This is a genomic window from Novosphingobium sp. 9U, assembly GCF_902506425.1.
Classification (GTDB): Bacteria; Pseudomonadota; Alphaproteobacteria; order Sphingomonadales; family Sphingomonadaceae; genus Novosphingobium.
Genome location: NZ_LR732469.1, coordinates 1,041,350 through 1,065,702 on the forward strand (window position 1 = coordinate 1,041,350; position 24,353 = coordinate 1,065,702).

Sequence of the window (24,353 nt, forward strand, 5' to 3'; positions counted from 1 at the left end):
CAAGACCATCAGCGGCTCCTGCCTGTCAACGCAGGGGTGGGTGTGGTTGTCGGGTGTGGGATGGGCGGTGCAGCCACCACCGGCGGCGGGGGGAGCAAAGCGCCGTCACAGCCGCGTGGTCCGGTACCGAGTTGGCGTGCCGGAAGTGACTGGACGCGTTCCCGGGCTTCGCTCAGCCGCCATTGCCGCAGCAGCGACCAATCCTTGGCTTGATGGCGATCGAGGTCAACGTACACCCTCGTGCGCACGCTCCGCACGCGATTGGCGAACTCCGTCGGCAGGCCGGGCCGTCTCTCTAGAGCCAGCATCGATAGCAACGCCGAGTCCTGCAGCTCGCCAAGGTAGCACAAGTCCAGCGCCGCGCCTTGGCCGCCGACCTCGCGGGCATGGGTCACGTTCCACCGTGCCGCGATGGCGCCAAGGTCGACGAAGCAGCACACGGTCAGCACCAGCGCGGCCGCACCCAGGTTGACGTTGATCAGCCACGGTGCGCTGCGACCGCGCAGCGTGCGCCAGCAGATCGCCGCAAGACCGAAGGCGACCAGTCCCATCCAGAGCAGCGCGGCGATCCTCAGCCGAGTGAGCGAGTAGGCCTCCACATAGTCGATGGTGCGCAGCATGGAGGAGCCGACGAGAAAGATGTTCTGCGCGATCCACAGCGTGACCAATCGCCGGATCGCTGCCGCTTGCGCCGTCGTCGAGCCGGGACGCAGCGCGACGAGCACGAACAGCGCCGCCAGCAGCGCAGTGACGATCAGCGGGTAGGCGCCGCGGTGCGCATACTGCGCCATCGTCATCCGCTGTGGCATCGGCGCGATGCCCCACAAGTAGGCGATGTCGAGCAGGTTTTGCGCGGCGAAGATCAGGTTGAACAGCACCAGCGATACGGTGACCGACGCCACAGACACACCGGGCAGACCTTGCTCGCCAATAGCCGGAACGCTCGACAGCAGACGGCGCGCGAGGCTCGGTCGCAGCAGGCTCCAGGCCATGATGAAGCAGACGCTCCACAGCATCGAGCGGGCGATGGCGGTGCCCAGGTTCCAGTCGTGCGGCACCAGAGTGGAAAGCGCGCTCTCGATCAGCGGATTGGCCGCGGCGAACAGCGCCAGGATCACCGCGCTTCCCGCCAGCGGCAGTGCGAGCACCGAGAAGGCGATACGCGCGCTCGTGCGGCGTGTCCTCCCCGCCGAGCGAAGTTTGGCGAGCCGCACTGCGTCGAGCAACGGACCGAAGGGCGCGCGCAGGGCTTGCCAGATCAGGCGCTGCGCCCAGCGCCAGCCATCGTCGAAGCGGGCGGTGGCCGGAAGCAGCGTGGCCATGCCGGCAGCGATCCAGAACAGAGCCCAGGCCAGCAGGCTCGGATCGTAGAGGAGCGCGATGCCGAACAGCGCTGCCCCAGCGGTTGCCGCCAAAGAGGGGCCCGCACGCAGGATGGCGCGGCGTCCCGCCACCAGTGCGGCGAGCAGGCCGAGCGCGAAGAGGCCGAAGCCGCCGGCGTAGAAATCGCGCTGGTAGAACAGCCAATCGCCCAGCGCGGCGACGAGGACGGCGGGCAGCAGTTTCCAGCGGAAACGGGCTGTCAGCGGCATGGCAGCGAGGCGCATCGTGATATCTCCCTGTTCGATGGAGAGACATTGCACCTGGGCCAGACCAGGCCGCTAAGTAGAGCGCGTGAATTGCTTGCGTGGATTCAGTGCAGATCTTGTGCAGATCGCTTCACATGCCGCAGTATTCGGCCAATCGCACGAGAGAGACTTACATAATTTGACAGCGACTGTCTGCATGAGCTTCGCAAGCGACTTGCTCAGACCGAAAGCATGGCTGTATCTAACTCTACTCACCAAGTGGAGGAACGAGATGAACTTGCGCGCCATGGTACCCGTTTCGCTGAGCGTCTGCCTCATGCTGGCGGCGTGCAGCTCCGAGCAGGCCTATGAAGCGTCGGCGGCAGACGAGGCAGCGGCTCCGGCCGAAGCCGGCGAGCGCTATGACGGCAAGGAGGTCAGCCCCATCCATCAGGTCTCCGCCGAGCCCGTCTCAACCTTTGCGGTCGATGTGGATACCGGCGCTTACGCGAACGTACGGCGCATGCTGCTGGGCGGCCAGAGCGTGCCGGCCGCAGCGGTGCGCACCGAGGAGATGATCAACTACTTCCGCTACGACTATCCCGCGCCCGCGACGCGCGATGCGCCGTTCAGCGTCTTTACCGACTTGGCCGCTACGCCCTGGAACCCTGGCACGCGGCTGCTGCGCGTGGGCTTGCGCGGCTACGATGTTGCGGGGGCAGAGCGGCCGCCGGCGAACCTGGTGTTCATGGTCGATGTCTCGGGCTCCATGAAGGACCCGGACAAGCTGCCGCTGGTCAAGCAGGCACTCTCGATCTTGGCCGACAACCTGGGTCCGCAGGACAGCGTCTCGATCATCACGTATGCTGGCTGGGTCGAGACGCTGGTGGAAGGCAGCCACGATTCCGCCGAGATCAAGGCGGCGCTGAGCGGGCTGGAGGCGGAGGGATCAACGGCGGGCGGTCCGGCGCTCGCGCTCGCTTACGATCTGGCGCGTGCACACCGGATACCTGGCGGGATCAACCGGATCGTCATGGCCACCGACGGCGACTTCAACGTCGGTCTGTCCGACCAGAAGGGGCTTGAGGACATGGTGCGCCAGAACCGCGATGATGGCATCACCCTCACTACGTTGGGCTTCGGGCAAGGGAACTACAACGACGCCATAATGGAGGCGATGGCGGACCTGGGCAATGGCAACCATGCCTACATCGACAGCGCCATGGAAGCCCGGAAGGTGCTGGACGAGGAGCTTTCCTCCACGCTGTTCACCATCGCCAAGGACGTGAAGGTACAAGTGGAGTTCAACCCGGCCGAAGTCAGCCAGTACCGCCTGATCGGCTACGAGAACCGCACGTTGCGCGAGGAGGATTTCGCCGACGACCGCGTCGATGCCGGGGAGATCGGGGCGGGGCACCAGGTGACGGCGCTTTACGAGATTGTGCCTGCAGGCCAGCCCGACTGGGTCGCGCCGCGCAAGTATGGCGCTTCGACGCCTGCGCCGGTCTCGGTGAGCGGAGAACTCGCCACCGTGCGCCTGCGGTACAAGCTGCCCGATGGCGAGAGCAGTCGACTGATCGAGACGCCAGTGGTGGGGCCGCTCGGCGCAGCAGGCGCACCGCAGGGTGACATGGCCTTCGCTGCCGCCGTCGCCGCCTTTGGACAGAAGCTGCGCGGCGATACCAAGCTCGGCAGCTTCGGCTACTCCGACATCGCGCGGCTGGCTGGGCCGCAGTCGGATTACTGGCGGCAGGAGTTCGTCAAGCTGACGACGCTCGCTGAAGCTGGGGGCGGCGGGGCAAGAGAGGGTACGCTAGGGCTGCGCCGCTGACGCGATCACTTCAGTTGACTAGCGCCCTCTCCTCTCAAGGTAGGAGGGCGACCTGCCGCCCCAGGGGCAACCGCATTTCGATCATCTCGCCGCCCTTGCGGGTAATGCCCCAGAAGTGGCCGGGCCCGCTCTCGTCCCAGTCTACGGCCTGACCCTCTGCCGCCATCGCGTATGTGCCGACGTGTTCGAGCGTCGCGCCAGCCTTGGGCAGGGTCACGGCGTGGAGCTCGGGCCTGTGGGCTCCTCTAAGTTCGATCGAGGATGACGCTGCGTCAGGATCGTTGCAGGACGGTGACAGGCTTAGCTGGCAGGGAACGCGAGGAAGCCTTTGAAGCTTCACCCGCCACACTCGTGCGCGTCGTCCAGGATCATCGCGATAGCAGAACGCGCCAGCGCTTGCGCCGTACTGACCGACTGGCCGAGGTAGCTCCGGTAATACGCTGCCAGTTCGACGCGCGCAGCTTCGATCTCGGCTGCACTCACGCCCGTGCGTTTTGGGACCGACTTGCGATTGGAACCCTCCACTCGCCCGAGCCTTGCCATCTGCATCGAAGTCTCGAACCCGCGATATGCGGCGAAGCGGATCGTGCCGTCGCACTCGGGCCAGGCCTTCAGCAGCTTGTCCGAGAGCGCGGTCAGCGCAGGCGTGGGCGGCAGGGTCTGCTCGCAATCGGCATCAAGGACGAAGTTGTCCATGGTCGAGCCGAACACCGGTCCGGTTGCCTGCAGCAAGGCGGGATGGCGGACGATGGCAGCGCAGGGCAGGGTGCGACGATCGTTGGTCAGCAGCGACCCGGCATCGAGTTCCGGAAGGTACGGGCCGAGCACGTTGAGGAAGTTCGCGAAGTGGCGGTCGGACACGAACAGGTCGTCGACGCTGCGCACGGCGACGCCGTCCGCGCCGGGTTCGGTCAGGATCGAGCGGCCGAACGACTGGTTTTCGTCATTCTGCATCGCGGCCATGTAGGGGCGCAGCAATCGGGTGATCGTGGCCCGCGCGCCACGGCGTGTCGCCGCCGACCAGTCCGCATCCACCGGCTCGGCCGCCCAGAGCGCCGTCGCCTCCAGCAGGGGCGCGGCGCCGGGATCGAGCTGCCGCAGCACGGGCAAGGCGGTATCGGGCGAAGCGACGAGAACGGCGACGGCGAGCTCGGCATTGCGCGTGGCATAAGCCGCGGCGATGCAGCGTTTCAGCGGTATGCTTTTGCCTGCCGTGCCACACGCGCGGATCGTGCGCAAAGCCTCACGCTGCGCAGGAAGCTGGTTCGACGGTCCGCGCCCGAAGGCACTCGTCTTCGCCAGCGCGAACAGCTCGGCCATCTTGCGGTCCGCGGCGGCGAGGTCTGCATCTTCGCAGATTGCCTGCTCGACTTGCGTGCGCGCCGCCGTGCACGCGAAGCTGGGCTGTTGCGGGGCAGCTGCCGTGGCGTGTGTTGGGGATAGCACGGCAGACACAAGAAGCGCCGCGGCGGCACCAAATTTCAGCATGTCGACACCTGCTCCTCGATCCGGTCCGGGCTTCTCGCATGCCTGCACCGGCCATCCAAGCGGCGAGGCTAACCGGTTTCGCCGCCATCTTGAGGATGGTGCGGCACCAGGATCAGCGTGCGGCCCTCCACTCGCCAGCTCGCCAGGCGCGAGAGCAGGTTCATGCCGATGACGTTCGCGTCACCCAGGCCGGGGGCGACGACAGCGTCGAGATCGCGCGCGACGACGTTGCCGAAGCGCAGCTCGTCCACCGTGGTGAGCTGGGCCTGGATGGTGCCGTTGGCCGTGCGCATCATCACCGCCTGCGGCAGCGGCTTGGGCTTGAGCCCTGCGGCTTCGGCGATGGCGGGCGAGATCGCGGTGAGGGTGGCGCCCGTGTCGATCAGGAAGCGTCCCTCGACGCCGTTCAGGCGCGCGGTAAGCCAAAAGTGCCCATCGCCGTCCATCGGCACGCGCGTCTCTCCACCCTCGACCGACTGTGCGGGCAAGCCAAGCTGTGGCAGCGCGAGATCGTTGCCGGTGGTGAAGCGCGTCACTTGCGCGATCGTCAGCAGCAAAGCCGCGACGAGCCCGAGATTGCCGACACCGCGCACGAAGCCGCCGAGGATCGGCAGCGGACGCCGCAGCATGCCGCCCACCGTCCCCACCAGAATCGAGACGATCGCTAGCGCGAGCAGCGGCTGCTGCATGAGGAATTGGATGAGGCCGGGGAAATCCACTGGTTTGCTCTAGCACGGGCAAGCTGACTGCTTGCTGTAGGGGTGATGTAGGATGCCAGGCCCAAAATTGCACCTGCGGGCAGCATGCCGCCGACCTCCGCACCTTCACCATTCCCGCTCTCGCGGGGCTGACGAGGTGAGGGTACGGCCCTAGCGCTCGCTTGTGCCTACCGTCTCATCCAGCATCGACAGCACCCGCTCGCGATCCGGGAACCCTTCCGCGATCCAGCGCTCCTCTATCGCGCGAAGGGTGCGGGCGACCTCTGGCCCAGCCTTGATCCCGCGCTCGACGATCTCGCCGCCTTTCAGCGGGAACTGAGGGATGTCCCAGCCCTCAAGCGGCGCGGCCGATCTACCCGCGATGAGCAGCCGGTCCAGCGCTTCGCTGCGGCCGAGGCGATAGGCGATGGCTCGCGGCTCATCGTCCGGCTCTGTCCGCGACGCCGCGGTGACCACGCGCTTCTTCTGCGCGGCGGAGAGCCGGAAGCGGGCGGCGACATGCTCTGCCAGCACCGGCTCGGGCGGGAGCAGCGCGGCGAGGCGGCGCAGGGGATCGGGCGCGATGCCCTCGGCCTGCTCTTGCGCGATGAGGTCTGCCAGCGCCTCGGCTCGCGCTTCGGGGAGGATCTGTGCCAGTACGCCGAGGTCCGCCATGCGCGCGATCGTGGGCGCCGGATCGGGCAGACCAAGGAGGTTCATCGTCTCCATGCCGATCCGCTCGCGCGAGAGGCCCTTCAGCGTCGAGGCGAGTTCGCTGCACGCGGCTTCCGCCTCTTTATCCGCAGGGAGGCTGCCGAAGCGCGCCTGGAAGCGGAAGTAGCGCAGAATGCGCAAGTGATCCTCGCGGATGCGCTCGCGTGCATCGCCGATGAAGCGCACGCGCCGAGCCGAGAGGTCGACCAGGCCGTCGAACCAATCCGAGATCTCGTGGGTGAGCGGGTCGGCATAGAGCGCGTTGATGGTAAAGTCGCGCCGGGCCGCATCCTCGCGCCAATCTGAGGCGAAGGCGACCGTGGCGCGGCGCCCGTCGGTGCTGACGTCGCGCCGCAAGGTGGTGATCTCGACCGAACCATCGGCGAGCACGGCCGTAATGGTGCCGTGCTCGATCCCTGTGGGCACGCTGCGGATGCCGGCCGCAGTCAGCCGCTCGACGACCTGCTCGGGCAGGAGCGGCGTGGCGATGTCGATGTCCTTGACAGCTACACCCAGCAGCGTGTCACGCACCGCCCCACCGACATAGCGCGCGTGACCCGGGCCGAGTGCCTCCACCAGCGCGAGCAGCGCCGGCCGCTGGGTCCATGGCGCAGCAGGCAGCCGTTCAGCCATGCCAGTGCAGCCGCCCCGCCAGGTTGTGCAGGATCGCGCCGGTGACGCCCCAGATCGCGTGGCCACGCCAGCCGACCTCGATGAACGCGTGCGTTCGGCCCTCGTGCTCCAGGCTCTTCTGCTTCTGGTTGGCGCGGTCCAGCACGAAGTCGACCGGCGCCTCGAACCAGCTGGCGACCTCAGCCGGGTTGGGCACGATCTCCACGTCTGCCGGGATGACGCCGAGAACGGGTGTGATCTCATATCCCGAGCCCGTCCGGTAGAGATCGCTGGTGCCGATTACCTGTACGACCTCGGGCGGGATGCCGAGTTCCTCCCATGCCTCGCGCAGGGCCGCCTCGACCGGCGTCTCGCCAGGATCGATCCGTCCACCGGGAAAAGCGATCTGGCCGGCATGCGCGCGCATGGTCGAGGGGCGGTGGAGGAACAGCATGCCCGGCCGTTCGCGCTCGGTGATGGCGATCAGCACGGCGGCGGGGGTGAAGCGCTCGATCTCGTGGATGCGCGGGTCCACCCACAGCTGCGGGGGGCTGGCGGCGTGGCCGGCCTCGAACAAGTCCGACACGCGATCGAACAAGGCGCTCATTCCGGCACCAGCGTGAAGGTCATGCCCATGCTCGCGACGCTGGTGCCATCGCCGGCAATGGCGATCTCGGCCAGTTGCGCCCAGGTGCTGCGGTTCAGGCGCGCCTCGGTGCCATGGCGGACGGAGAGGTAGACGGCGGGGTTGTCCGCATCGCCAGTGACGCGCAGCGGGTGGTCGGGTCCGGCGATCACGAGGTCGTCGGTGTTGAGCAGGAAGGCCAGCGCATCGCCGTCCTGCCGCACGTCGATGGCGATGAAGGCTGCGTCCTCGACCTCGATCGACAGTTTCTGCACGGGCGTGACCAGCCAATGCTGCCCTTGCTCATCGCGCATGAGCAACGAGGCGAACGCGCGCACTATGGCCGGACGGTTGATCGCGCCGCCTTGATGCGTCCAGCGCCCATCGGCGGCAATGCGCATCTCGCTGTCGCCGGTCTCCTCGGGCGACCACTTGTCGAGCGGTGGGAGTTTTCGCGCCTCCACCAGTTCGGCGATCTGGGCGAGGGACAGGCTGGCGAGTTCGGGAGGCGGTTCGTAGGGCATCGATCGGGCGATGCCAGATCGGGCGGCGGGCAACAATGGGGCGCGCGGGTGATCTGGCGAACCTGACAGCGAACGGGAAGCTCTACCGGTCCTCCCCTGCAAGGGGAGGTGGCAGACGCGAAGCGGCTGACGGAGGGGTGTCACCGCTCGCGGAGTGCTCGATCGAAAGGGTTACACCCTTCCGTCAGTCCTGCGGGCTGACACCTCCCCTTCCAGGGGAGGATCAAGTCATCGCAACCACGGACCCAGCGTACCTCGTTCCGGCAGTACCGCGGGATTGTCGCATCGCACCAACAGGCGGCTCTGGTCAAACGGACCGGGCAAGGTCCAGCCACCTGTCCGCTCGTTCGAAAAGCCCCAGAAGCGGCCGTAGTATTCCGCATCGCCGATCATCACCTGGGGCAAGGGTGCGCGGGCGTCGATGCCGGCGAGGCTGGCGGTGACCAGCGCCTTGCCGAAGCCGCTGCCTTGCTGCTCGGGCAGCACCGCGACCGGGCCGACCATGATCATCGGATGCGCGCGACCGTCCTCGGCATTCAGCGCCACGGGCCAGCACTGGATCGTGCCGACCAGCATCTCACGCGCATCCAGCGCGGCGAAGCTGAGCGCCGGGAGCCAATCCATGCCCTCGCGCACCTTGTAGGCAGTACGCTGATGGCGCGCGGGCTCGAACGCACGGTCGAGCAGCTCCTCGACGAGGGCGGGATCGACGTTGTCGAGCGGGATGATAGCGGCTTCGGACATGGCCGCGCGCCGATAGGGTCAGCGGTCGCGAATGTCGATGTTTATTGCGGCGTCAGCTTCAGCAGGCGCCCGGCTCCGGACTCCTGGCCATCCTCCAGCAGCCACACCGCGCCATCGGGACCTTGCTCGATCTCGCGGATGCGGTGCTCGACGGGGGTGCGGGCCACCTCGCGAGCGCTCTCGCCATCGATGGCGACGCGCACCAGCACGTTGGGCTTCATGCCGCCGATCAGCGCCTGTCCGCGCCAGCTGGGGAACACCGTCCCTGAGTAGAAGATGAAATCGCCCGGCGCGATCACCGGATTCCAACTGATCGCGGGCTGCGCAAGGTCAGGCCGGGTCTTGTTGCGCGGGATCGGCGTGCCGTCGTAATTGTCGCCGTCCGAAACCAGCGGCCAGCCATAGTTCTGCCCCGGCTTGACCAGGTTCAGCTCGTCGCCGCCCTTGGGCCCATGCTCCAGATCCCAGAGACGCCCCTGCGCATCGAACGCCAGGCCAAGCACGTTGCGGTGGCCGTAGCTCCAGATCTGGTTGGAGGGCGATCCCTTGGCGCCAAAGGGGTTGCCGGTCGCCGGCGTCCCATCGAGGTTGAGGCGCAGCACCTTGCCCAGATTGACCGAGAGATCCTGCGCAGGCGTGAACTTCTGCCGCTCACCCGAGGAGACGAACATGTACCGTCCATCGGGCGAAAACGCGATGCGGTGCGAGTAGTGGCCGTTGCCTTCCACCTTGGGCGTTTGCCGCCAGATGACCTTGAGATCCTGCAGCGAACAGGCAAGGGGCGTCGCGCAAGCCAGCGTGCCGCGACCGGCCACCGCGCCGCGCGTGGCGCCGGAGCCAGCCTCCGCCCAGCTGAGATAGATCGTGCGGCCATCGAGCGAGGTGCCGGGCCGGTGCTGGCCGGGCGCGAACACCACATCACCCAGGCCGCCCTGTCCGGCGTATGCGACCTTCGGGATGCCGCTGACCGCGCCGATCTTGCCGTCCGTAATGCGGAACTTGAGCGCGCCCTTGCGTTCGGTGACGAGCAGGATGCCGGTGCCGTCATCGAAGTCCATCGCCCATGGCTCGTCGAACTGCCCCATGACCTCGGTCCTGAACCCATCCGCAGGAGCAGACACCGCCTTTTCCCCCGAGGACGAAGCGCCACAGCTTGCGAGGCCGATCACGAGGGGCGATACTAGGGCGAGATAGCGGCCAGTGCCGTGCATGTCGGTCATAGTCCTTGGTAACGCACAACTCACCATCGGTTCCCGCTCCCTGGTACCCCGGTGCCGATTATGTGATCGGCGTCGATGAAGCAGGGCGTGGACCGCTGGCCGGACCAGTGGTCGCAGCCGCCGTCGTGCTGTGCAAGCCGCGCCCTGCGGGGCTCGATGATTCCAAGAAGCTCACGCGCGATCGCCGCGCCGTGCTGGAGGCGAGCATCAAGCGCCGCTGCCGTTGGGCGGTGGGTGTGGTCGAAGTGGACCAGATCGACGAACTGAACATCTTTGGCGCGACCATGCTGGCGATGACGCTGGCGGTGCAGGGCTTGTGCGAGCAACTCGGCACCACGCCGCGCGAGGTGCTGATCGACGGCAACCTGACGCCTGCCGGCCGCCGTCCCGAGTGGTGCTGGCAGGCACGCCCGATCGTCGGTGGTGATGGAATCGAGCCGTGTATCTCGGCCGCCTCCATCATCGCCAAGGAGCACCGCGACCGCCTGATGCGCGAGCTTGCAGAGGCGCATCCGCACTATGGCTGGGAGCGCAACGCCGGCTACGGAACGCCCGAGCATCTCACCGCGCTGCGCCGCCACGGCCCCACACCCCACCATCGCCGCAGCTTCGCGCCGGTGTCGCAGCTGAGCCTGGAACTGGAGACATTGTCATGAGCGGCTTCACGGCGAAGGACGTCCCCAGCCAGCGCGGCAAGTGCGTGGTGGTGACCGGTGCGAACACCGGCATCGGCTTTGCCGCCGCGCACGTCCTGGCAGAGCGCGGCGCACGCGTGCTGCTCGCCTGCCGTGACCGGGACAAGGCGCAGAACGCCATGGCGCGCATCCGCAATGCAGTACCCAGCGCCGACCTCGCCTTCGTGCCGCTCGATCAGGCGGACCTTGGCAGCGTGCGCGATGCGGCAGAGATCATCGGCTGGGAGCCGCGCGTCGACGTGCTCCTCAACAACGCGGGCGTCATGTTCCCGCCGCTCCAGCGCACGGTGCAAGGACATGAGCTGCAGTTCGGGGTGAACCATCTGGGCACCTTCGCCCTGACCGGGCTGTTGCTCGGCAAGCTGGCGCAGACGCCCGGCAGCCGGGTCGTGGTAACCTCCAGTTTGGCGCATGGCGGCGGCAAGATCGACTGGGACGACATCGACGCGTACCGCTCCTACAGCCGCACTCAGCGCTATTCAGATAGCAAGCTGATGAACCTGCTGTTCGCCTTCGAGCTCGATCGGCGGTTGCGCGCGGCGGGCTCTCCGCTCAAGGCGATCGCCTGCCATCCGGGCATCGCCGCGACCGAGCTGGTGCGGCACTTGCCGGCGATCGCACGCCTGAGCTGGCCGGTGATGACCATGGTCCTCAACTCGGCCGAGCAGGGGGCCTGGCCGGCTTTGCAAGCGGCCACGGCGTCCGGAGTCCAGGGCGGAGAGTACTATGGTCCGCAGCGGCTGCGCGGGGCGGCGGGTCCCTCCGGCCTTGCACGATGCAAGGACAAGGCACGCGACACCATTGCAGCGGAGCGGTTGTGGAACTTGTCGGTCGAGCTGACCGGGGTGGATCCGCTCAGCGGCAAATAAATTTCACCGCTACATCTAGCGCTGCAAACCCGCACAAAGACTCGACATCTTGCGTCGGACTCGTTCCGTTCGCATCCAAACTCCAGCTTTTCCGGCGAGTCGCCGCTTGACGGCGAGTCCATGAGGACTCATCCTAGGCGCTCAACCAGACGAGTGGAGCCAAGCATGGGACAGGTTCTGACAAGGGAGCGCATTCGGGCAAAAGCGCCCGCGCCGATCCCGCGCGAACTGCTGCCGCTAGGCCAAATCCTGGACGGCGACTGCATCGAAGCAATGCGCTCACTGCCCGATGCCTGCGTCGACATGGTCTTCGCCGACCCGCCCTACAACCTGCAGCTCGGCGGCGATCTGGCGCGGCCCGACGGCAGCCATGTCGATGCGGTGACGCAGGCCTGGGACAAGTTCGACAGCTTTGCCGCCTACGACCGCTTCACGCGCGAGTGGCTGATGGAGGCGCGCCGCGTGCTGAAGCCGAACGGCTCGCTGTGGGTGATCGGATCGTACCACAACATCTTCCGCGTCGGCGCAATGCTGCAGGACATCGGCTTCTGGATCCTGAACGACATCGTCTGGCGCAAGGCCAACCCGATGCCCAACTTCAAGGGCACGCGCTTCACCAACGCGCACGAGACGCTGATCTGGGCTTCGATGGGCGAGAAGGCGAAGTACACCTTCAACTATCGTGCGATGAAGACGCTGAATGACGAGCTGCAGATGCGCTCGGACTGGGTGCTGCCGATCTGCGGCGGGCCTGAGCGGCTGCGCAAGGACGGGCACAAGGTGCATCCGACGCAGAAGCCCGAGGCGTTACTCTACCGCGTGATGCTGGCGACGACCGAGAAGGGCGACGTGGTGCTCGATCCGTTCTTCGGCACCGGCACCAGTGGCGCGGTCGCCAAGCGCCTGGGGCGCGAATGGATCGGCTGCGAGCGTGAGGGCACCTACCGCGAAGCCGCGCTGGAACGTATCGAGATGGCGCTGCCTCTGGACGAGAGCGCGCTCAAGACGATGCAGAGCAAGCGCACCGCGCCGAAGGTCGCCTTCGGCACGCTGATCGAGACGGGCTGGATCGCGCCCGGCACGGTGCTGACCGACCGCACGGGCCGGTACTCGGCAACGGTGCGCGCCGATGGCTCGCTGGTGAGCGGCACGCAAGGTGGGTCGATCCACGGCCTGGGCTCGGCGCTGCAGGGCGCGCCATCGTGCAATGGCTGGACCTTCTGGCACTTGCAGCATGAGGGCGAGTTGAAGCCGATCGACGCGATCCGGCAGCTCTACATCCTGGCGACGGAGCCTTGAGGCCAGAGCTTTCCAATCAGGTCCTCCAAGAGCTGATGGCTATTGAGCTGCAGCTGGCGGCCGCACGTGATCGTGATCTCGAGTTCCTGGAGCGCCTAGATCGATTACTCGCGATGGTGAAAAGCATCGATCCGTTCGGTAAGTTTTTCTGAGTCACACCCGATGCGCGGCTGTGCAAGCTCTGGCAGCTTGATAGGCATGATGCTCGTTGCTCGCGCTCGTAAATGATATTCGTCATTCCCGCGAACGCGGGATTCCATCTCCGATCGTTGCGGAACAGGATAGGGCTCGAGATGGATCCCCGCGTTTGCGGGGATGACGAGTCCTTGTGGGAGCCGTTGTCTTGCGCCGTTTGTACATCCGTCCGATCGCATTCGCCGAGAGCCCGCAGAGCGAGCATGGCGAAGCGGTGCGTCTGGGCGGGTCGCTCGTCTGGGCGAGCCGCTTCGCACTGATCGTGCGCGAGAATGGCTGTGTCATATCGCACGAGCGGGTCTCGGCGAGCGACTTGGTCTCCGCGCTCGCCGCCTTGCCAGACGACTTGGCCGAGCAAGGCGAGGCGCAATACGCAGCTTTCCGCAAGGTCCATGCGCCGCTAGCGCTGGGAGCGCGGACGGTGCGGCTCGACCAGCCACAAGTGCTCGGCATCCTCAATGTCACGCCGGACAGCTTCTCCGATGGCGGGCAGTTCCTCGACAGTCCCGAAGCATCGGGTGAGCACGCCGCCGCGATGCTGGAGGCTGGCGCCGCGATCATCGACGTCGGCGGGGAATCCACTCGTCCGGGCGCCGCCGCGGTCTGGGAAGGCGACGAGATCAAGCGCGTCGTTCCCGCCGTCGAGCGGCTTGCCGCCATGGGCGCCGCGATCAGCGTCGACACGCGACGTCCTGCCGTGATGGAAGCAGCGCTGGCGGCCGGTGCGCACATGATCAACGACGTTTCGGCCCTGCGCCACGATCCGCGCAGCCTGGAGTTCGCCGCGCGGTCCGGCGCACCGGTCGTGCTGATGCATGCGCCGGGTGAGGGCGAAGACTTGCACGGTGGAGGCGACTACGCCGATGTCGTGCTCGACGTGTTCGATTGGCTTGAGGCGCAGCGCGACGCCGCTCTGGCTGCCGGCATCGCGCGCGATCGCATCATCCTCGATCCCGGCATCGGGTTCGGCAAGTCGATTGCCGGCAACCTCGCGCTGATGAACGCGCTGCCGCTGTTCCATGCCCTAGGCCAACCCGTGCTGGTCGGCGCGAGCCGCAAGCGGATGATCGGCGCTCTCTCCAACGAAGCGGCGGCGCATCAGCGACTGGGCGGGTCGCTGACCCTGGCGCTCAGGGCGCTCGATGCCGGAGTGCACCTGTTGCGCGTCCATGACGTGTTCGAGACGGTGCAGGCCATCCGGGTTTGGCGTGGCCTGCGCGATGCAGCCCTGACGGACTTCGCCCAGCTACCCTGATGCTAAACCTCGGGTGAACCACCGATTTCTCCCGGATGAACATGGCACCTGCCTTGTGTCCACCAGGTGACACAAGGCTCGGCCCGCCGCCTTGTCGGCGCCGTTCGTCTTTTCGCCGGGAGGGATTTGCCCGGTCGACACGTTGCTTGCTCGATGACCGGGTTCACTCCCGGCAAGCGAGAAGGAGATCGACCATGAACAAGAACCATCTGCTCGCCGCGCTGGCCCTCGTTGCCGCGCCGACCACCGCCATCGCGCTGCCGATGATGTACGAAGAGCAAGCCGCGCATGAGGAGGAGGGTCGCATCATCCGCGCCCCGATCGGCGGCGTGCAGAACAGCCGCTGGTTCGACTATCGCACCAACGTCAACGAGACGCGCAAGGAACTCGCCAGCGACTTGCGCCATGCGACCGATACCGAGGACCGCCGCGACGCCTGGGACGAATACGGCACGGAACTGCGCCACGAGCGCGTGACCTACATCTCGCACATGGCGAAGAAGGGTTACCGCATCCCGCAGGTCTACGTCGGCGGCTGAACCGAGTTGTCACGCGCTGCCCCTCCCGGGACGGCGAAGCGAGGGGGAGCGCCGTTGGCGCTCCCCCTTGTTCTGTGCAAAAGCCTTATCTCTAAACGCCCGAATGAAGCAAGGGGACGTGATGCAGGGCGGCTTGGCCGCACCATCACAGGCTGTATCCGCCATCGCTGACCAGCACCGTGCCGGTCACGTTCCACGCCGCATCGGACAGCAGGAACAGGATCTGCCCCGCCATCTCCTCGGCCGTTGCAAAGCGACCGAGCGGCGTGGTCTCCGCCGCCAACACGTCCAGTGCCGCCTGCCGGCTGCCGAGTTCCTCCACCATCTGCGCGAAATGTGCGTTGCGCGTCCAGATCGGAGTGTCGACTCGGCCGGGCGCGACGGCGTTGATGCGGATGCCGTCCTTGGCATGCTCGGCCGCGGCGATGCGGGCGAGATGCGCCACCGCCGCCTTGCTCGCGCCGTAAGCAGCCGTGCCTGCAACCGGCTTCACGCCCGCAACCGAGCTGGTCAGCACCGCACTGCGGCCTCGCGCCTGCCCATCTGCCGTCATGGCGCGCAGGGCGGAGCGCAGGCTTAGGAACATGCCGTCGAGATTGGCCGAGAGGATGCGGCGCCACTCGGCATGCGAAAGCCCCACGATCGGTGCGCCGTCCGCGACACCGGCATTAAGCACGGCGTGGTCGATCGTGCCGAGCTTGGCCTCGATGCTGTTCCAAAGCGCTTCGTCTGCGACATCGCCGGCCCAGCGCTCGACGGTGCAAGAGAGCGTCAGTCGCTCCATACCGTCAGCGTCCTGGTCGACGAGGAGGAGCCGTTCGATGCCCGCCGCGTCGAGCGCTAGGGCGACGGCCGCCCCGATCCCAGAAGCCGCGCCGGTCACCAGTGCCGTGCGGCCGGCAAAGCCGGCGAGATTCCTCATGCAACTTCGACCCGCAGCCGTTCGATGCGGGTAGTCTGCAGCAGCCAGCCCGTACCGGTGTTCGAATAGGTCTCGTGGTAGCGACCCCAGCCCGTCAACCGCTCGAACGCACCACCGGGCGGAATGAAGAAGCGGTCCGTGAACGACCAGATCGCGCTGGCATGCTGCGTATCCTCGATGGTGATGTCGGGGTCGTGCCCCTGGTGCACGGAGACGACCTGCACGCCGACCGGCTCGCGAATGGGCCAGCTTTCGCGCCCACGCATCACGATGTTCATCGCCGGCATGTGGTCGATGCCCGTCACCGGGTCGGTGCAGCAGCCCATGTAGTCGAGCACACAATCTTCGGCGAGGATGGAGCGGACCAGCGCTCCGTCACCGCTGTCCACGCCGCGAAAATAGCGAGACTTCACCTGCCGGATCGCCTCGATCGCCGCCAGCCGCTCCACCATGTCCATCCGCCTCTCCTCTCTTGCGTAGAGTCTGGATGGTTCAGGCGGCGTTGTCGATCCCGAGTTCGCTGAGCTTGCGGTACAGGGTCGACCGGCCGATCCCCAGCCTGCGCGCGACCTCGGTCATGCGACCGCGATAGAGGCCGATCGCCAGGCGGATCACGTCCGCCTCGATCTCCTCGAGCGGGCGCAGGTTGCCGTCGGCGGTGTAGAGCATGACGCCCGAGCTGCTCTGCGCCGGTGTGGATAACGCTGTGGATTGCGTGGGGCCAAGGATGTTGAAGAGCTGTGGAAAGTCGTCGGCGGTCAGCGCGTCGCCGTCGCAGAACACCGCGGCACGGAACAGCACGGCTTGTAGTTGCCGCACGTTGCCTGGCCAGTCGTAGGCGGCGAGCAGCGACAGTGCGCCATCGGTGATGCCCAGTTCGCGCAAGCCCGGCTGCTCACCGATGCGTGTGAGGAAATGGCGTGAGAGTGAAGGGATGTCGCCGATCCGCTCGCGCAGGGGCGAGAGAGTGACGGTCACTTGCGACAGCGCCTCGTGCAGCTCGGGCAGGAACAGGCCCTCTTCGACGAGTTCCTTCAGCGGCACGTTGCTGGCAGCGATCAGACGCACGTCGATGCGGAAACTGTGCCGCACGCCGATCGGTCGGACGTCGCCGCGCTTGACCGATTCCAGCAGCCGCTCCTGCACGGAGAGCGGCATACGATCGATCTCATCGAGCGCCAGGGTGGCGCCGTCGCAGTGCTGCAAGGCGCCGATCTGCCGGTCGAAGGCGCCGGGGAAGGCGCCTTTCTCATGCCCGAACAGCGCGGACTCTATGGTGTTGGCAGGCGTCCCGCCGATGTTGACGATGCGCAGCGGCATCTTCGCGCGCGGGCTGGCCGCGTGCATCGCGCGGATCAGCATTTCCTTGCCCGACCCGCTCTCGCCCTCAATCAGCACCGGACCGTGGCCCCGCGCAGCCTTTGCCGCCACCGCAAGCGCCTTGCGGAACGTCGGCGCCGCGCCGATCATGGATTCGAAGTCGGGCGTGGAGGGCATCTTCTCGGTGAGCGGAGCCAGTTCGTCGCGCGGGACCTCCTGCGTGGTCGCGACCCGCAGCGCCTGCATCAGCCGGTCGGGCGCGACGGGCTTCACCAGGTAATCCGTCGCCCCCGAGCGCATCGCCTCGACTGCCAGCAGCGGCGAGGTGCTGGCCGTGAGCATCAGGATCGGCAGCGCGGGCCGGCGAGACTTGAGTTCCGCGATCAGGGCGCAGGCATCGTCTCCCGGTACCCACTGATCGAGGATGATGGCATTGAGCTGCATGCCCTGACGCGTGCCCAGCGTGGCGATTGCCGTCTCCGCATCCCGCGCGATGATCGTGCGCCAGCCCTCGCGCGCGGCGAGTGCCGAGATGAGGCGGCTCTGCGCCGGCTCGTCGTCGATCAGCATCAGGAGGCGTGGTTCGAATTCGGCCATTGTCGTGTGCAGTGTCGCCCTCGCCCCTGACTGGGACGCCCACCGGCTTAGAGAGCCCGAGTAAAAACCGGATTAAGCGGGCCGATCTTTCTCGCCGACCTTCCGATTGCCCTTTAGTGCGCAGCGGGTCTTGAGCCGAACGGTAGGCGCGGCTAGAGCCGAAGCGACTTCAATTTAGCAAGCACAGGAATATCTCTCCCATGGCATCAGGCAACGACATGAAGGCCGCCACGCAGACTTACGGCGGCTTCCTGACGCTGGTGAAGATCGGAACCATCGCTTCGGTGATCGTCGCAGCCTTCGTCGTTCTGCTGATCGCGTCCTGACCGCCGTGGCCTCGGGCCGGCGGATCGCGGTTCTCCAGGAGCGCGCGCCCGGGGAAACCCGGGTCGCCGCCACGCCTGAGACGGTCAGGAAGCTGATCGCGCTAGGTGCTGCGGTCGCGGTGGAAGCCGGCGCCGGGGCTGCTGCCTCGATCGGCGACGAGGATTACCGCGCAGCCGGTGCCGAGGTCGGCCCTCTTGGCCAGGTCCTTGCAGGCGCGCAGATCGTGCTTGCCGTGCAGGCACCGCAAGCCCCGCTGCTAACCGGAGCCGCGCAGGGCGCCTGGGTGGTCGCGATCCATGATCCGTTCGTTCAGCGCGAGCGGGTCGATGCGCTCGCGGGCGCCGGGTTCGAGGCATTGGCGATGGAGCTGATGCCGCGCATTACCCGCGCGCAATCGATGGACGTGCTCTCCAGCCAGTCCAACCTCGCGGGCTACAAGGCGGTGATCGCGGCGGCCGACGTCTACGGCCGCGCTTTTCCCATGATGATGACCGCCGCCGGCACGATCAGCGCCGCCAAGGTATTCGTGATGGGTGTCGGCGTCGCCGGACTGCAGGCGATCGCCACCGCGCGGCGCCTGGGCGCGCAAGTCTCCGCCACCGACGTGCGAGCCGCCACCAAGGAGCAGATCCAGTCGCTCGGCGCCAAGCCGATCTTCGTCGAGAGCGTCGCCGGGATCGAGGGCGAAGGTAGCGGCGGCTACGCGACCGAGATGTCGCCAGAGTACCAGCGCGCGCAGGCGGAGCTGGTCTCCAGCCACATCGCCAAGCAGGACATCGTCATCACCACCGCGCTGATCCCCGGCCGCGCCGCCCCGCGCCTGGTCACCGACGCGCAGATCGCGACCATGAAGACCGGCAGCGTGATCTTCGACCTGGCGGCGCCACAAGGTGGCAATGTCGAGGGTACGATCGCGGATCAGGTGGTGGAGCGGCACGGCGTCAAGCTGATCGGCTTTGCCAACACGCCCGCGCACCTGCCGGCGGACGCCTCGGCCTTGTATGCGCGCAACTTGCTGAACTTCCTCACGGCGTTCTGGGACAAGGAGCAGGGCGGTCCGGTGCTCGATGCCGAGATCGGGGATGCGATCCGGCTGACGCAGGGCGGCAAGGTCGTGCACACGAGGTTGCTGGGGTGATTGAATTCGCCCTGCCGATCCTCCCCTTCGGGGGAGGGGAACCGCCGCGAAGCGGTGGTGGAGGGGGCGCGGCAGAGCGCAAGGGCGGCCGTGATGCGTGATCACACGGACAAAGCGCTGATCGCCGCCAAACGCCTGCGAACTGCTCTGTCGCTACCTGAAGTGCTTCTCTGGCGCTTGCTGAAGGAGAGCCCCCTCGGGCTCAAGTTCCGGCGGCAGCATCCCATCGGCGACTTCGTAGCGGACTTCTACTGCCATCAAGCGTTGACCATTATCGAGATCGACGGGCGAAGCCACGATATGGGCGATCGGCCTGCGCGCGATAAGCGGCGGGATGCTTGGCTGGTCGAACGTGGTCTCAAGGTGGTCCGTATTCCAGCGACCGAGGTCTTGCGTGATCCGCAGTCGGTCGCTCAGTCTGTCTCTATCCTGTGCTCTGCCGCACCCCCTCCGTCAGCGCTGCGCGCTGCCACCTCCCCCGAGGGGGGAGGATCTATGGATATCTCCTAAATGGACTTCATCTCCATCCTGTCGATCTTCGTCATGGCCTGCTTCGTAGGCTATTACGTCGTCTGGTCGGTCACCCCGGCACTCCACACGCCGTTGATGGCGGTGACCAATGCGATCTCCTCGGTCATCATTGTCGGCGCACTGGTCGCGGCTGCGGCGGAGGGGTCGCCGGTGGCCAAGTGGCTGGGCCTTGCGGCCGTGGTGCTCGCCAGCGTGAACATATTCGGTGGCTTCGCCGTGACGGAGCGGATGCTGGCGATGTACAAGAAGAAGGATCGCAAGTGAGCTTCGTCGGTCCGCTCGAAACCACGCCGTCAATGGCGCAAGTCGGCCTGGCTGAGCATGCGGTGAACCCTTGGGTCGCGTTCGCCTATCTGGTCTCGGGCGTGCTGTTCATCCTGGCGCTGCGCGGGCTCTCGTCGCCCGCGACCTCGCGCAAGGGCAATCGCTTCGGCATGGCGGGCATGCTGATCGCGGTGGTCACCACCTTGCTCACGCATCTGCCCTATTCCGCGCAGAACCCGCCGTGTCCCATTCTCGGCGACTGCACCGTCGTCAAGCATGTTTTCGGAACGGTCACGTTCGTCGAGATCCTGGCGGCGATCGCCATAGGCGCGGTCATCGGCCTGAGCACGGCCCGGCGCATCCAGATGACGGCGATGCCGCAGCTCGTCGCGGCTTTCCACTCGCTGGTGGGGCTTGCTGCGGTGCTGGTCGGGGTCGCGGCCTACTTCAATCCCGAGGCGTTCGGCATCCTGGACGCGTCGGGGCTCGACATCCTGACGCAGAGCCGGATCGAGATGGGGCTGGGCGTCGCGATCGGCGCGATCACCTTTTCCGGCAGCGTGATCGCCTTCGCCAAGCTCAACGGCAACATGAGCGGCTCGCCGATCCTGCTGCCCGGCCGCCACGTGATCAACCTGGGCGTGCTGGCGCTGATTCTGGTGCTGATCGGCCTGTTCCACTGGGACACGCCGGCGCTGTTCTGGGCCATCGTGCTGCTCAGCTTTGCGATCGGCTTCCTGCTGATCATCCCGATCGGCGGGGCGGACATGCCGGTCGTCGTCTCGATGCTCAACAGCTACTCGGGCTGGGCCGCGGCGGCGATGGGCTTCACGCTGCACAACACCGCCATGATCATCACCGGCGCGCTGGTGGGCTCTTCGGGCGCGATCCTCTCCTACATCATGTGCAAGGCCATGAACCGCAGCTTCCTGTCGGTGATCGCCGGCGGCTTCGGAGCCGAGGCGGGCGCAGGAGCAGGAGCGGCGAAGACCGACCGTCCATGGAAGCGCGGTTCGGCAGAGGACGCGGCGTTCCTGATGAAGGAGGCCGAAAGCGTCATCATCATCCCGGGATACGGCATGGCCGTTGCGCAGGCGCAGCACGTGCTGCGTGAGATGGGCGACCAGCTCAAGAAGCATGGCGTCTCGGTCAAGTACGCGATCCACCCCGTCGCCGGCCGCATGCCGGGCCACATGAACGTGCTGCTGGCCGAGGCCAACGTGCCCTATGACGAAGTGTTCGAGCTGGAGGACATCAACGGCGAGTTCGCGCAGGCCGATGTCGCCTTCATTATCGGCGCCAACGACGTGGTGAACCCCGCCGCCAAGACCGACAAGTCCAGCCCGATCTACGGCATGCCGGTGTTCGACGTCGACAAGGCCAAGACCATCTTCTTCATCAAGCGCTCGATGGGCGGGCAGGGCTATGCCGGCGTCGACAACGACGTGTTCTACATGGACCAGACGATGATGCTGCTCGCCGATGCCAAAAAGATGGTTGAGGACATCAACAAGGCATTGGCGGATTAAGGCGCCTACTTACGCTCAGCGTGCTGGACGGGGATCGTCCGGCCACGCTAGGCAGCACACCACGGCAACGGACAAGGACACCCTGTGCGCAAGATCGGCCTGATCGGTGGCCTCACCTGGTATTCGACGAAGACCTACTACGATCACATCCAGCGCGGCGTGCAGGCCCGCATGGGCAACCAGGCCAGTGCGCCGATGGTGATCGACAGCCTCGACAGCTCCAGCCTCATGCGGCTTTCCAGCGCCGAGGACTGGTCCCGAGCCGCCGGCGAGCTGTCGGACTCCGCGCGCAGGCTCGAAGGCGCCGGAGCGACCGCAATCCTGATCGGCGCGAACTCCATGCACAAGGTCTACGACGAGGTTGCGTCGGCCGTATCGGTGCCGATCTTCCACATCGCCGAGTGCGTTGCCGAGCGCATGGTGGAGAAGGGCGTCAAGCGCGCCGCGTTGCTGGGCACGCGCAACGTGATGCTGGAAAGCTTCTATCGCCAGAAGCTGATCGCGCGCGATATCGAGCTGCTGCCGCCGAACATGGGCCGCGTCGAGACGCTGGACCACATCATCTACGACGAACTCATGCTCGGCAAGGCGACCCGCCAAGCCGAGCGCGAGCTGAAGTCGATGATCACCGTGCTCGAGCAGGAGGGCGCCGAAGCCATCGTGCTGGGCTCCACCGAGCTGGAGATGGTGGTGGACGTCGATGCCAACGTGCTGCCGATCTTCGATTGCACCGCGATCCACGCGCAGAAGGCGGTCGAGTGGATCTGTTCGTGAGAGTGGGCGTGAGGATCCTCCCCTGCAAGGGGAGGGGGACCGCCGCGAAGCGGTGGTGGAAGGGTGTAACCCTTTCGGTCGTGCAATCCTTCCACGGTGACACCCCCCCGTCAGTCCTTTGGACTGCCACCTCCCCTTGCAGGGGAGGATCTGCCGCATGACCCTGGCCCCGTACGCTACCGACTGGACCCGCTCGCGTGGACGCGAGTTCGGGCTGGAGAACGCGCTCGCTCGCGGTCCGCGCAGCCCGTACCAGCGCGACCGGGACCGTATCATCCACTCGATCGCGTTCCGGCGGCTCCGCTACAAGACCCAGGTCTTTATCGCCCCCGATGGCGACCACTACCGCGTCCGCCTGACCCACAGCCTGGAGGTGGCGCAGATCGCGCGCGTGATCGCCCGCACGCTGGGCCTCGACGAGGACCTGACCGAAGCGCTGTCGCTGGCGCACGACATCGGCCACGCGCCATTCGGCCATGCCGGCGAGGAAGCGCTCCAAGGCGCGCTGCACAGCCACGGCGGCTTCGACCACAATGCCCAGACCTTGCGCACGCTGATGCGCATCGAATCTCCGTATTGCGAGCACGACGGCCTCAACCTGACCTGGGAGACGCTGGAGGGCCTCGCCAAGCACAACGGTCCGGTGAGCGAGCCAGGCTGGGCGCTGGCAGAGCTGGACGCGGCGTTCCCGATGGAACTGTCCACCTGGCCCTCGCTGGAGGCGCAAGTCGCCTCGCTTTCGGACGACATCGCTTACGACAACCACGACATCGACGATGGCCTGCGCGCCGGCTTCCTCGATCTCGACGAAGTGCTCGCTCACCCGTTCGTCGCCGATCACTGGCGCGAGGTGGAGCGCCGCTATCCCTCGGCGCCACGGGATCGGCAGGTCTCGGAACTGATCCGCAGCCAGATCGGCTTCATGGTCAACGACCTGCTGGCCGAAACCGCCAAGCGCCTCGACTCCATCGGCAGCCTCGCCGAGATCCGCAGCGCCAGCCGGGCGACCGCGGCCTTCTCCGACGAGCTTGCGGTGGCGGAGCGCGCATTCAAGCGCTTCATGTACGAGAAGCTTTACTACCATCCCGAACAGCTGGAGACGTCGAGGCGTGCGAAGGCGGTCGTGGCCGAACTGTTCAGCGCCTACTCGCAGCAGCCGGTGCTGATGGACGAGGAGTGGATCGACGGCCTGCCGCGACATGAGCCCGAGCGCAGCCGCCACATCGCCGACTACATCGCTGGAATGACCGATCGCTTCGCCATTGCGCGCCACGCCGACATCTACGGCGTCACGCCGGAAGGCTTGCGCAACGTCTAAGCTGTTAGTGGCGCCTCAGCGGCCCGGCCACATTGATAGGAAAGCGTCGACAGTGGCCTCCAGCTCCGGACGGGTCGTGCCATCCTGCGCCTTGATCGACAGCCCGCCCAGCACCGTGGTCAGGCAGCTGGCGAGCGCCTTCGGATCGACGCTTTCGGGCAGGTCGCCCTCCGCCTTGGCACGGGCAAAGCGCTCAACCATGGCAGCTTGCGAGGAGGCGCGGCGGGCACAGACATGCTCCCGGATCGACTCGGCTTCCGAGCATCCCACGACCGTGGCGATCACGCCCAGACAACCTTGCGGATCGCTGCCGCCGCAATGGGTTGCGAGCGCGCCCCGCAGCAGCTTTTCCGCAACCGCGCGAGCGGTCGGTTCCTGAAGTGCCTGACCGACATAGGCCAGCTTGTCACGCTCGTAGAGGTCCAGCGCCTTGCGAAACAGCGCTTCCTTGTTGCCGAAACAGGCGTAGAGGCTGGGCTTGGTGATGCCCATGGCCTCTGTCAGGTCCGCCATGGAGGCGCCTTCGTAGCCTTGCTGCCAGAACACCCGCAGCGCCGCCGCGAGTGCATCGTCAGGGTCGAATTCGCGAGGACGTCCGCGGACCGCAGTGGAGGCCGAACATTTCATACCGTCCGGTATCTAGTGATGGTAGGCCGCCACGTCCAGCACTCAGCGCGTGTCACTTTGTCGCAACATCCGCAAGTCTCGCCATAGGAACTTACTACGTCTAAGTGCGTTAGAGCGCAGCGGATTGGGG

The 24,353-nt window shown here is 66.5% G+C and carries 26 protein-coding genes; 13 read left to right on the plus strand and 13 right to left on the minus strand.

Translation table 11 applies throughout. From position 1 onward, the window contains the following. Positions 1-8: 8 nt before the first annotated feature. Positions 9-1,607, minus strand: coding sequence for a DUF4153 domain-containing protein (locus tag GV044_RS04740; protein WP_159866127.1), 1,599 nt, complete (start codon positions 1,605-1,607; stop codon positions 9-11). Positions 1,608-1,860: 253 nt separating this feature from the next. Between GV044_RS04740 and GV044_RS04745 the strand changes: the two genes are divergently transcribed. After that, a complete protein-coding gene (locus GV044_RS04745) occupies positions 1,861-3,399 on the plus strand; it encodes a VWA domain-containing protein (protein WP_236554703.1) in 1,539 nt (512 codons plus the stop codon). 34 nt (positions 3,400-3,433) lie between these two features. Here GV044_RS04745 and GV044_RS04750 read toward each other — a convergent pair whose 3' ends face one another. The 8 genes from GV044_RS04750 to GV044_RS04785 form a co-directional block, all read right to left on the minus strand. Further along, positions 3,434-3,616, minus strand: coding sequence for a hypothetical protein (locus tag GV044_RS04750; protein ID WP_159866131.1), 183 nt, complete (start codon positions 3,614-3,616; stop codon positions 3,434-3,436). A 119-nt stretch (positions 3,617-3,735) separates the two neighbouring features. Further along, on the minus strand, positions 3,736-4,887 hold the full coding sequence (locus GV044_RS04755; RefSeq protein ID WP_159866133.1) for a lysozyme inhibitor LprI family protein: 1,152 nt from the start codon (positions 4,885-4,887) through the stop codon (positions 3,736-3,738). Positions 4,888-4,955: 68 nt separating this feature from the next. Next, positions 4,956-5,576, minus strand: coding sequence for a TIGR02281 family clan AA aspartic protease (locus GV044_RS04760; RefSeq protein ID WP_159870873.1), 621 nt, complete (start codon positions 5,574-5,576; stop codon positions 4,956-4,958). Positions 5,577-5,756: 180 nt separating this feature from the next. After that, on the minus strand, positions 5,757-6,932 hold the full coding sequence (locus GV044_RS04765; RefSeq protein ID WP_159866135.1) for a CCA tRNA nucleotidyltransferase: 1,176 nt from the start codon (positions 6,930-6,932) through the stop codon (positions 5,757-5,759). Further along, entirely contained in the window at positions 6,925-7,518 is a 594-nt protein-coding gene (locus GV044_RS04770; RefSeq protein ID WP_159866137.1) for a CoA pyrophosphatase, read from the minus strand. Before GV044_RS04770 ends, GV044_RS04765 begins: the two co-directional genes overlap by 8 nt. Next, positions 7,515-8,060 carry a DUF1285 domain-containing protein gene (locus tag GV044_RS04775; protein ID WP_159866139.1) on the minus strand — a complete coding sequence of 182 codons (546 nt, stop codon included), beginning with the start codon at positions 8,058-8,060 and terminating at the stop codon, positions 7,515-7,517. The genes GV044_RS04770 and GV044_RS04775 overlap by 4 nt, the downstream gene beginning before the upstream one ends. 228 nt (positions 8,061-8,288) lie before the next feature. After that, entirely contained in the window at positions 8,289-8,804 is a 516-nt protein-coding gene (locus GV044_RS04780) for a GNAT family N-acetyltransferase (protein WP_159866141.1), read from the minus strand. Positions 8,805-8,845: 41 nt separating this feature from the next. Then, positions 8,846-10,024, minus strand: a complete 1,179-nt coding sequence (locus tag GV044_RS04785; RefSeq protein WP_371741570.1) for a PQQ-dependent sugar dehydrogenase — start codon at positions 10,022-10,024, stop codon at positions 8,846-8,848. 62 nt (positions 10,025-10,086) lie between these two features. Between GV044_RS04785 and GV044_RS04790 the strand changes: the two genes are divergently transcribed. The 5 genes from GV044_RS04790 to GV044_RS04810 all read left to right on the plus strand — a co-directional run bounded on the left by GV044_RS04790 (position 10,087) and on the right by GV044_RS04810 (position 14,876). Beyond that, positions 10,087-10,680 carry a ribonuclease HII gene (locus GV044_RS04790; RefSeq protein WP_159866143.1) on the plus strand — a complete coding sequence of 198 codons (594 nt, stop codon included), beginning with the start codon at positions 10,087-10,089 and terminating at the stop codon, positions 10,678-10,680. Further along, a complete protein-coding gene (locus tag GV044_RS04795; RefSeq protein WP_159866145.1) occupies positions 10,677-11,588 on the plus strand; it encodes an oxidoreductase in 912 nt (303 codons plus the stop codon). The genes GV044_RS04790 and GV044_RS04795 overlap by 4 nt, the downstream gene beginning before the upstream one ends. Before the next feature lie 165 nt (positions 11,589-11,753). Then, the gene (locus GV044_RS04800; RefSeq protein WP_159866147.1) at positions 11,754-12,887 is read left to right on the plus strand and encodes a site-specific DNA-methyltransferase; all 1,134 of its coding nucleotides are present in this window, start codon (positions 11,754-11,756) and stop codon (positions 12,885-12,887) included. A gap of 343 nt (positions 12,888-13,230) precedes the next feature. Beyond that, on the plus strand, positions 13,231-14,337 hold the full coding sequence (folP, locus tag GV044_RS04805) for a dihydropteroate synthase (RefSeq protein WP_159866149.1): 1,107 nt from the start codon (positions 13,231-13,233) through the stop codon (positions 14,335-14,337). A 194-nt stretch (positions 14,338-14,531) separates the two neighbouring features. After that, complete coding sequence (locus tag GV044_RS04810) at positions 14,532-14,876, plus strand: hypothetical protein (protein ID WP_159866151.1); 345 nt, start codon at positions 14,532-14,534, stop codon at positions 14,874-14,876. A 145-nt stretch (positions 14,877-15,021) separates the two neighbouring features. Here the strand turns inward: GV044_RS04810 and GV044_RS04815 are convergent, their stop codons facing one another. From GV044_RS04815 to GV044_RS04825, 3 genes are read right to left on the minus strand one after another with little or no spacing between them, the layout of a single operon-like run. Further along, on the minus strand, positions 15,022-15,798 hold the full coding sequence (locus GV044_RS04815) for an SDR family NAD(P)-dependent oxidoreductase (RefSeq protein WP_159866153.1): 777 nt from the start codon (positions 15,796-15,798) through the stop codon (positions 15,022-15,024). Continuing rightward, entirely contained in the window at positions 15,795-16,256 is a 462-nt protein-coding gene (locus GV044_RS04820; protein ID WP_159866155.1) for a nuclear transport factor 2 family protein, read from the minus strand. The genes GV044_RS04815 and GV044_RS04820 overlap by 4 nt, the downstream gene beginning before the upstream one ends. A 34-nt stretch (positions 16,257-16,290) precedes the next feature. Further along, a complete protein-coding gene (locus GV044_RS04825; RefSeq protein WP_159866157.1) occupies positions 16,291-17,715 on the minus strand; it encodes a sigma-54 dependent transcriptional regulator in 1,425 nt (474 codons plus the stop codon). Positions 17,716-17,915: 200 nt separating this feature from the next. Between GV044_RS04825 and GV044_RS04830 the strand changes: the two genes are divergently transcribed. From GV044_RS04830 to GV044_RS04860, 7 genes are all read left to right on the plus strand, one after another. After that, positions 17,916-18,041 carry an aa3-type cytochrome c oxidase subunit IV gene (locus GV044_RS04830; RefSeq protein WP_159866159.1) on the plus strand — a complete coding sequence of 42 codons (126 nt, stop codon included), beginning with the start codon at positions 17,916-17,918 and terminating at the stop codon, positions 18,039-18,041. A 5-nt stretch (positions 18,042-18,046) separates the two neighbouring features. Continuing rightward, entirely contained in the window at positions 18,047-19,180 is a 1,134-nt protein-coding gene (locus tag GV044_RS04835; RefSeq protein WP_159866162.1) for an NAD(P) transhydrogenase subunit alpha, read from the plus strand. 93 nt (positions 19,181-19,273) lie between these two features. Beyond that, positions 19,274-19,690: an endonuclease domain-containing protein gene (locus GV044_RS04840; protein WP_159866165.1), complete on the plus strand. Its 417-nt coding sequence runs from the start codon at positions 19,274-19,276 to the stop codon at positions 19,688-19,690. Continuing rightward, the gene (locus GV044_RS04845) at positions 19,691-19,975 is read left to right on the plus strand and encodes an NAD(P) transhydrogenase subunit alpha (protein WP_159866168.1); all 285 of its coding nucleotides are present in this window, start codon (positions 19,691-19,693) and stop codon (positions 19,973-19,975) included. It abuts the gene before it with no gap. Between the two features lie 32 nt (positions 19,976-20,007). After that, a complete protein-coding gene (locus tag GV044_RS04850) occupies positions 20,008-21,504 on the plus strand; it encodes an NAD(P)(+) transhydrogenase (Re/Si-specific) subunit beta (RefSeq protein ID WP_201299074.1) in 1,497 nt (498 codons plus the stop codon). 84 nt (positions 21,505-21,588) lie between these two features. Further along, positions 21,589-22,278 (plus strand): aspartate/glutamate racemase family protein, encoded by a 690-nt coding sequence (locus GV044_RS04855; protein ID WP_159866171.1) that lies wholly within the window; start codon positions 21,589-21,591, stop codon positions 22,276-22,278. A gap of 157 nt (positions 22,279-22,435) precedes the next feature. Next, positions 22,436-23,596, plus strand: a complete 1,161-nt coding sequence (locus GV044_RS04860) for a deoxyguanosinetriphosphate triphosphohydrolase (protein WP_159866174.1) — start codon at positions 22,436-22,438, stop codon at positions 23,594-23,596. 15 nt (positions 23,597-23,611) lie between these two features. Here GV044_RS04860 and GV044_RS04865 read toward each other — a convergent pair whose 3' ends face one another. Continuing rightward, complete coding sequence (locus GV044_RS04865; protein ID WP_159866177.1) at positions 23,612-24,223, minus strand: TetR/AcrR family transcriptional regulator; 612 nt, start codon at positions 24,221-24,223, stop codon at positions 23,612-23,614. Positions 24,224-24,353: the final 130 nt, after the last annotated feature.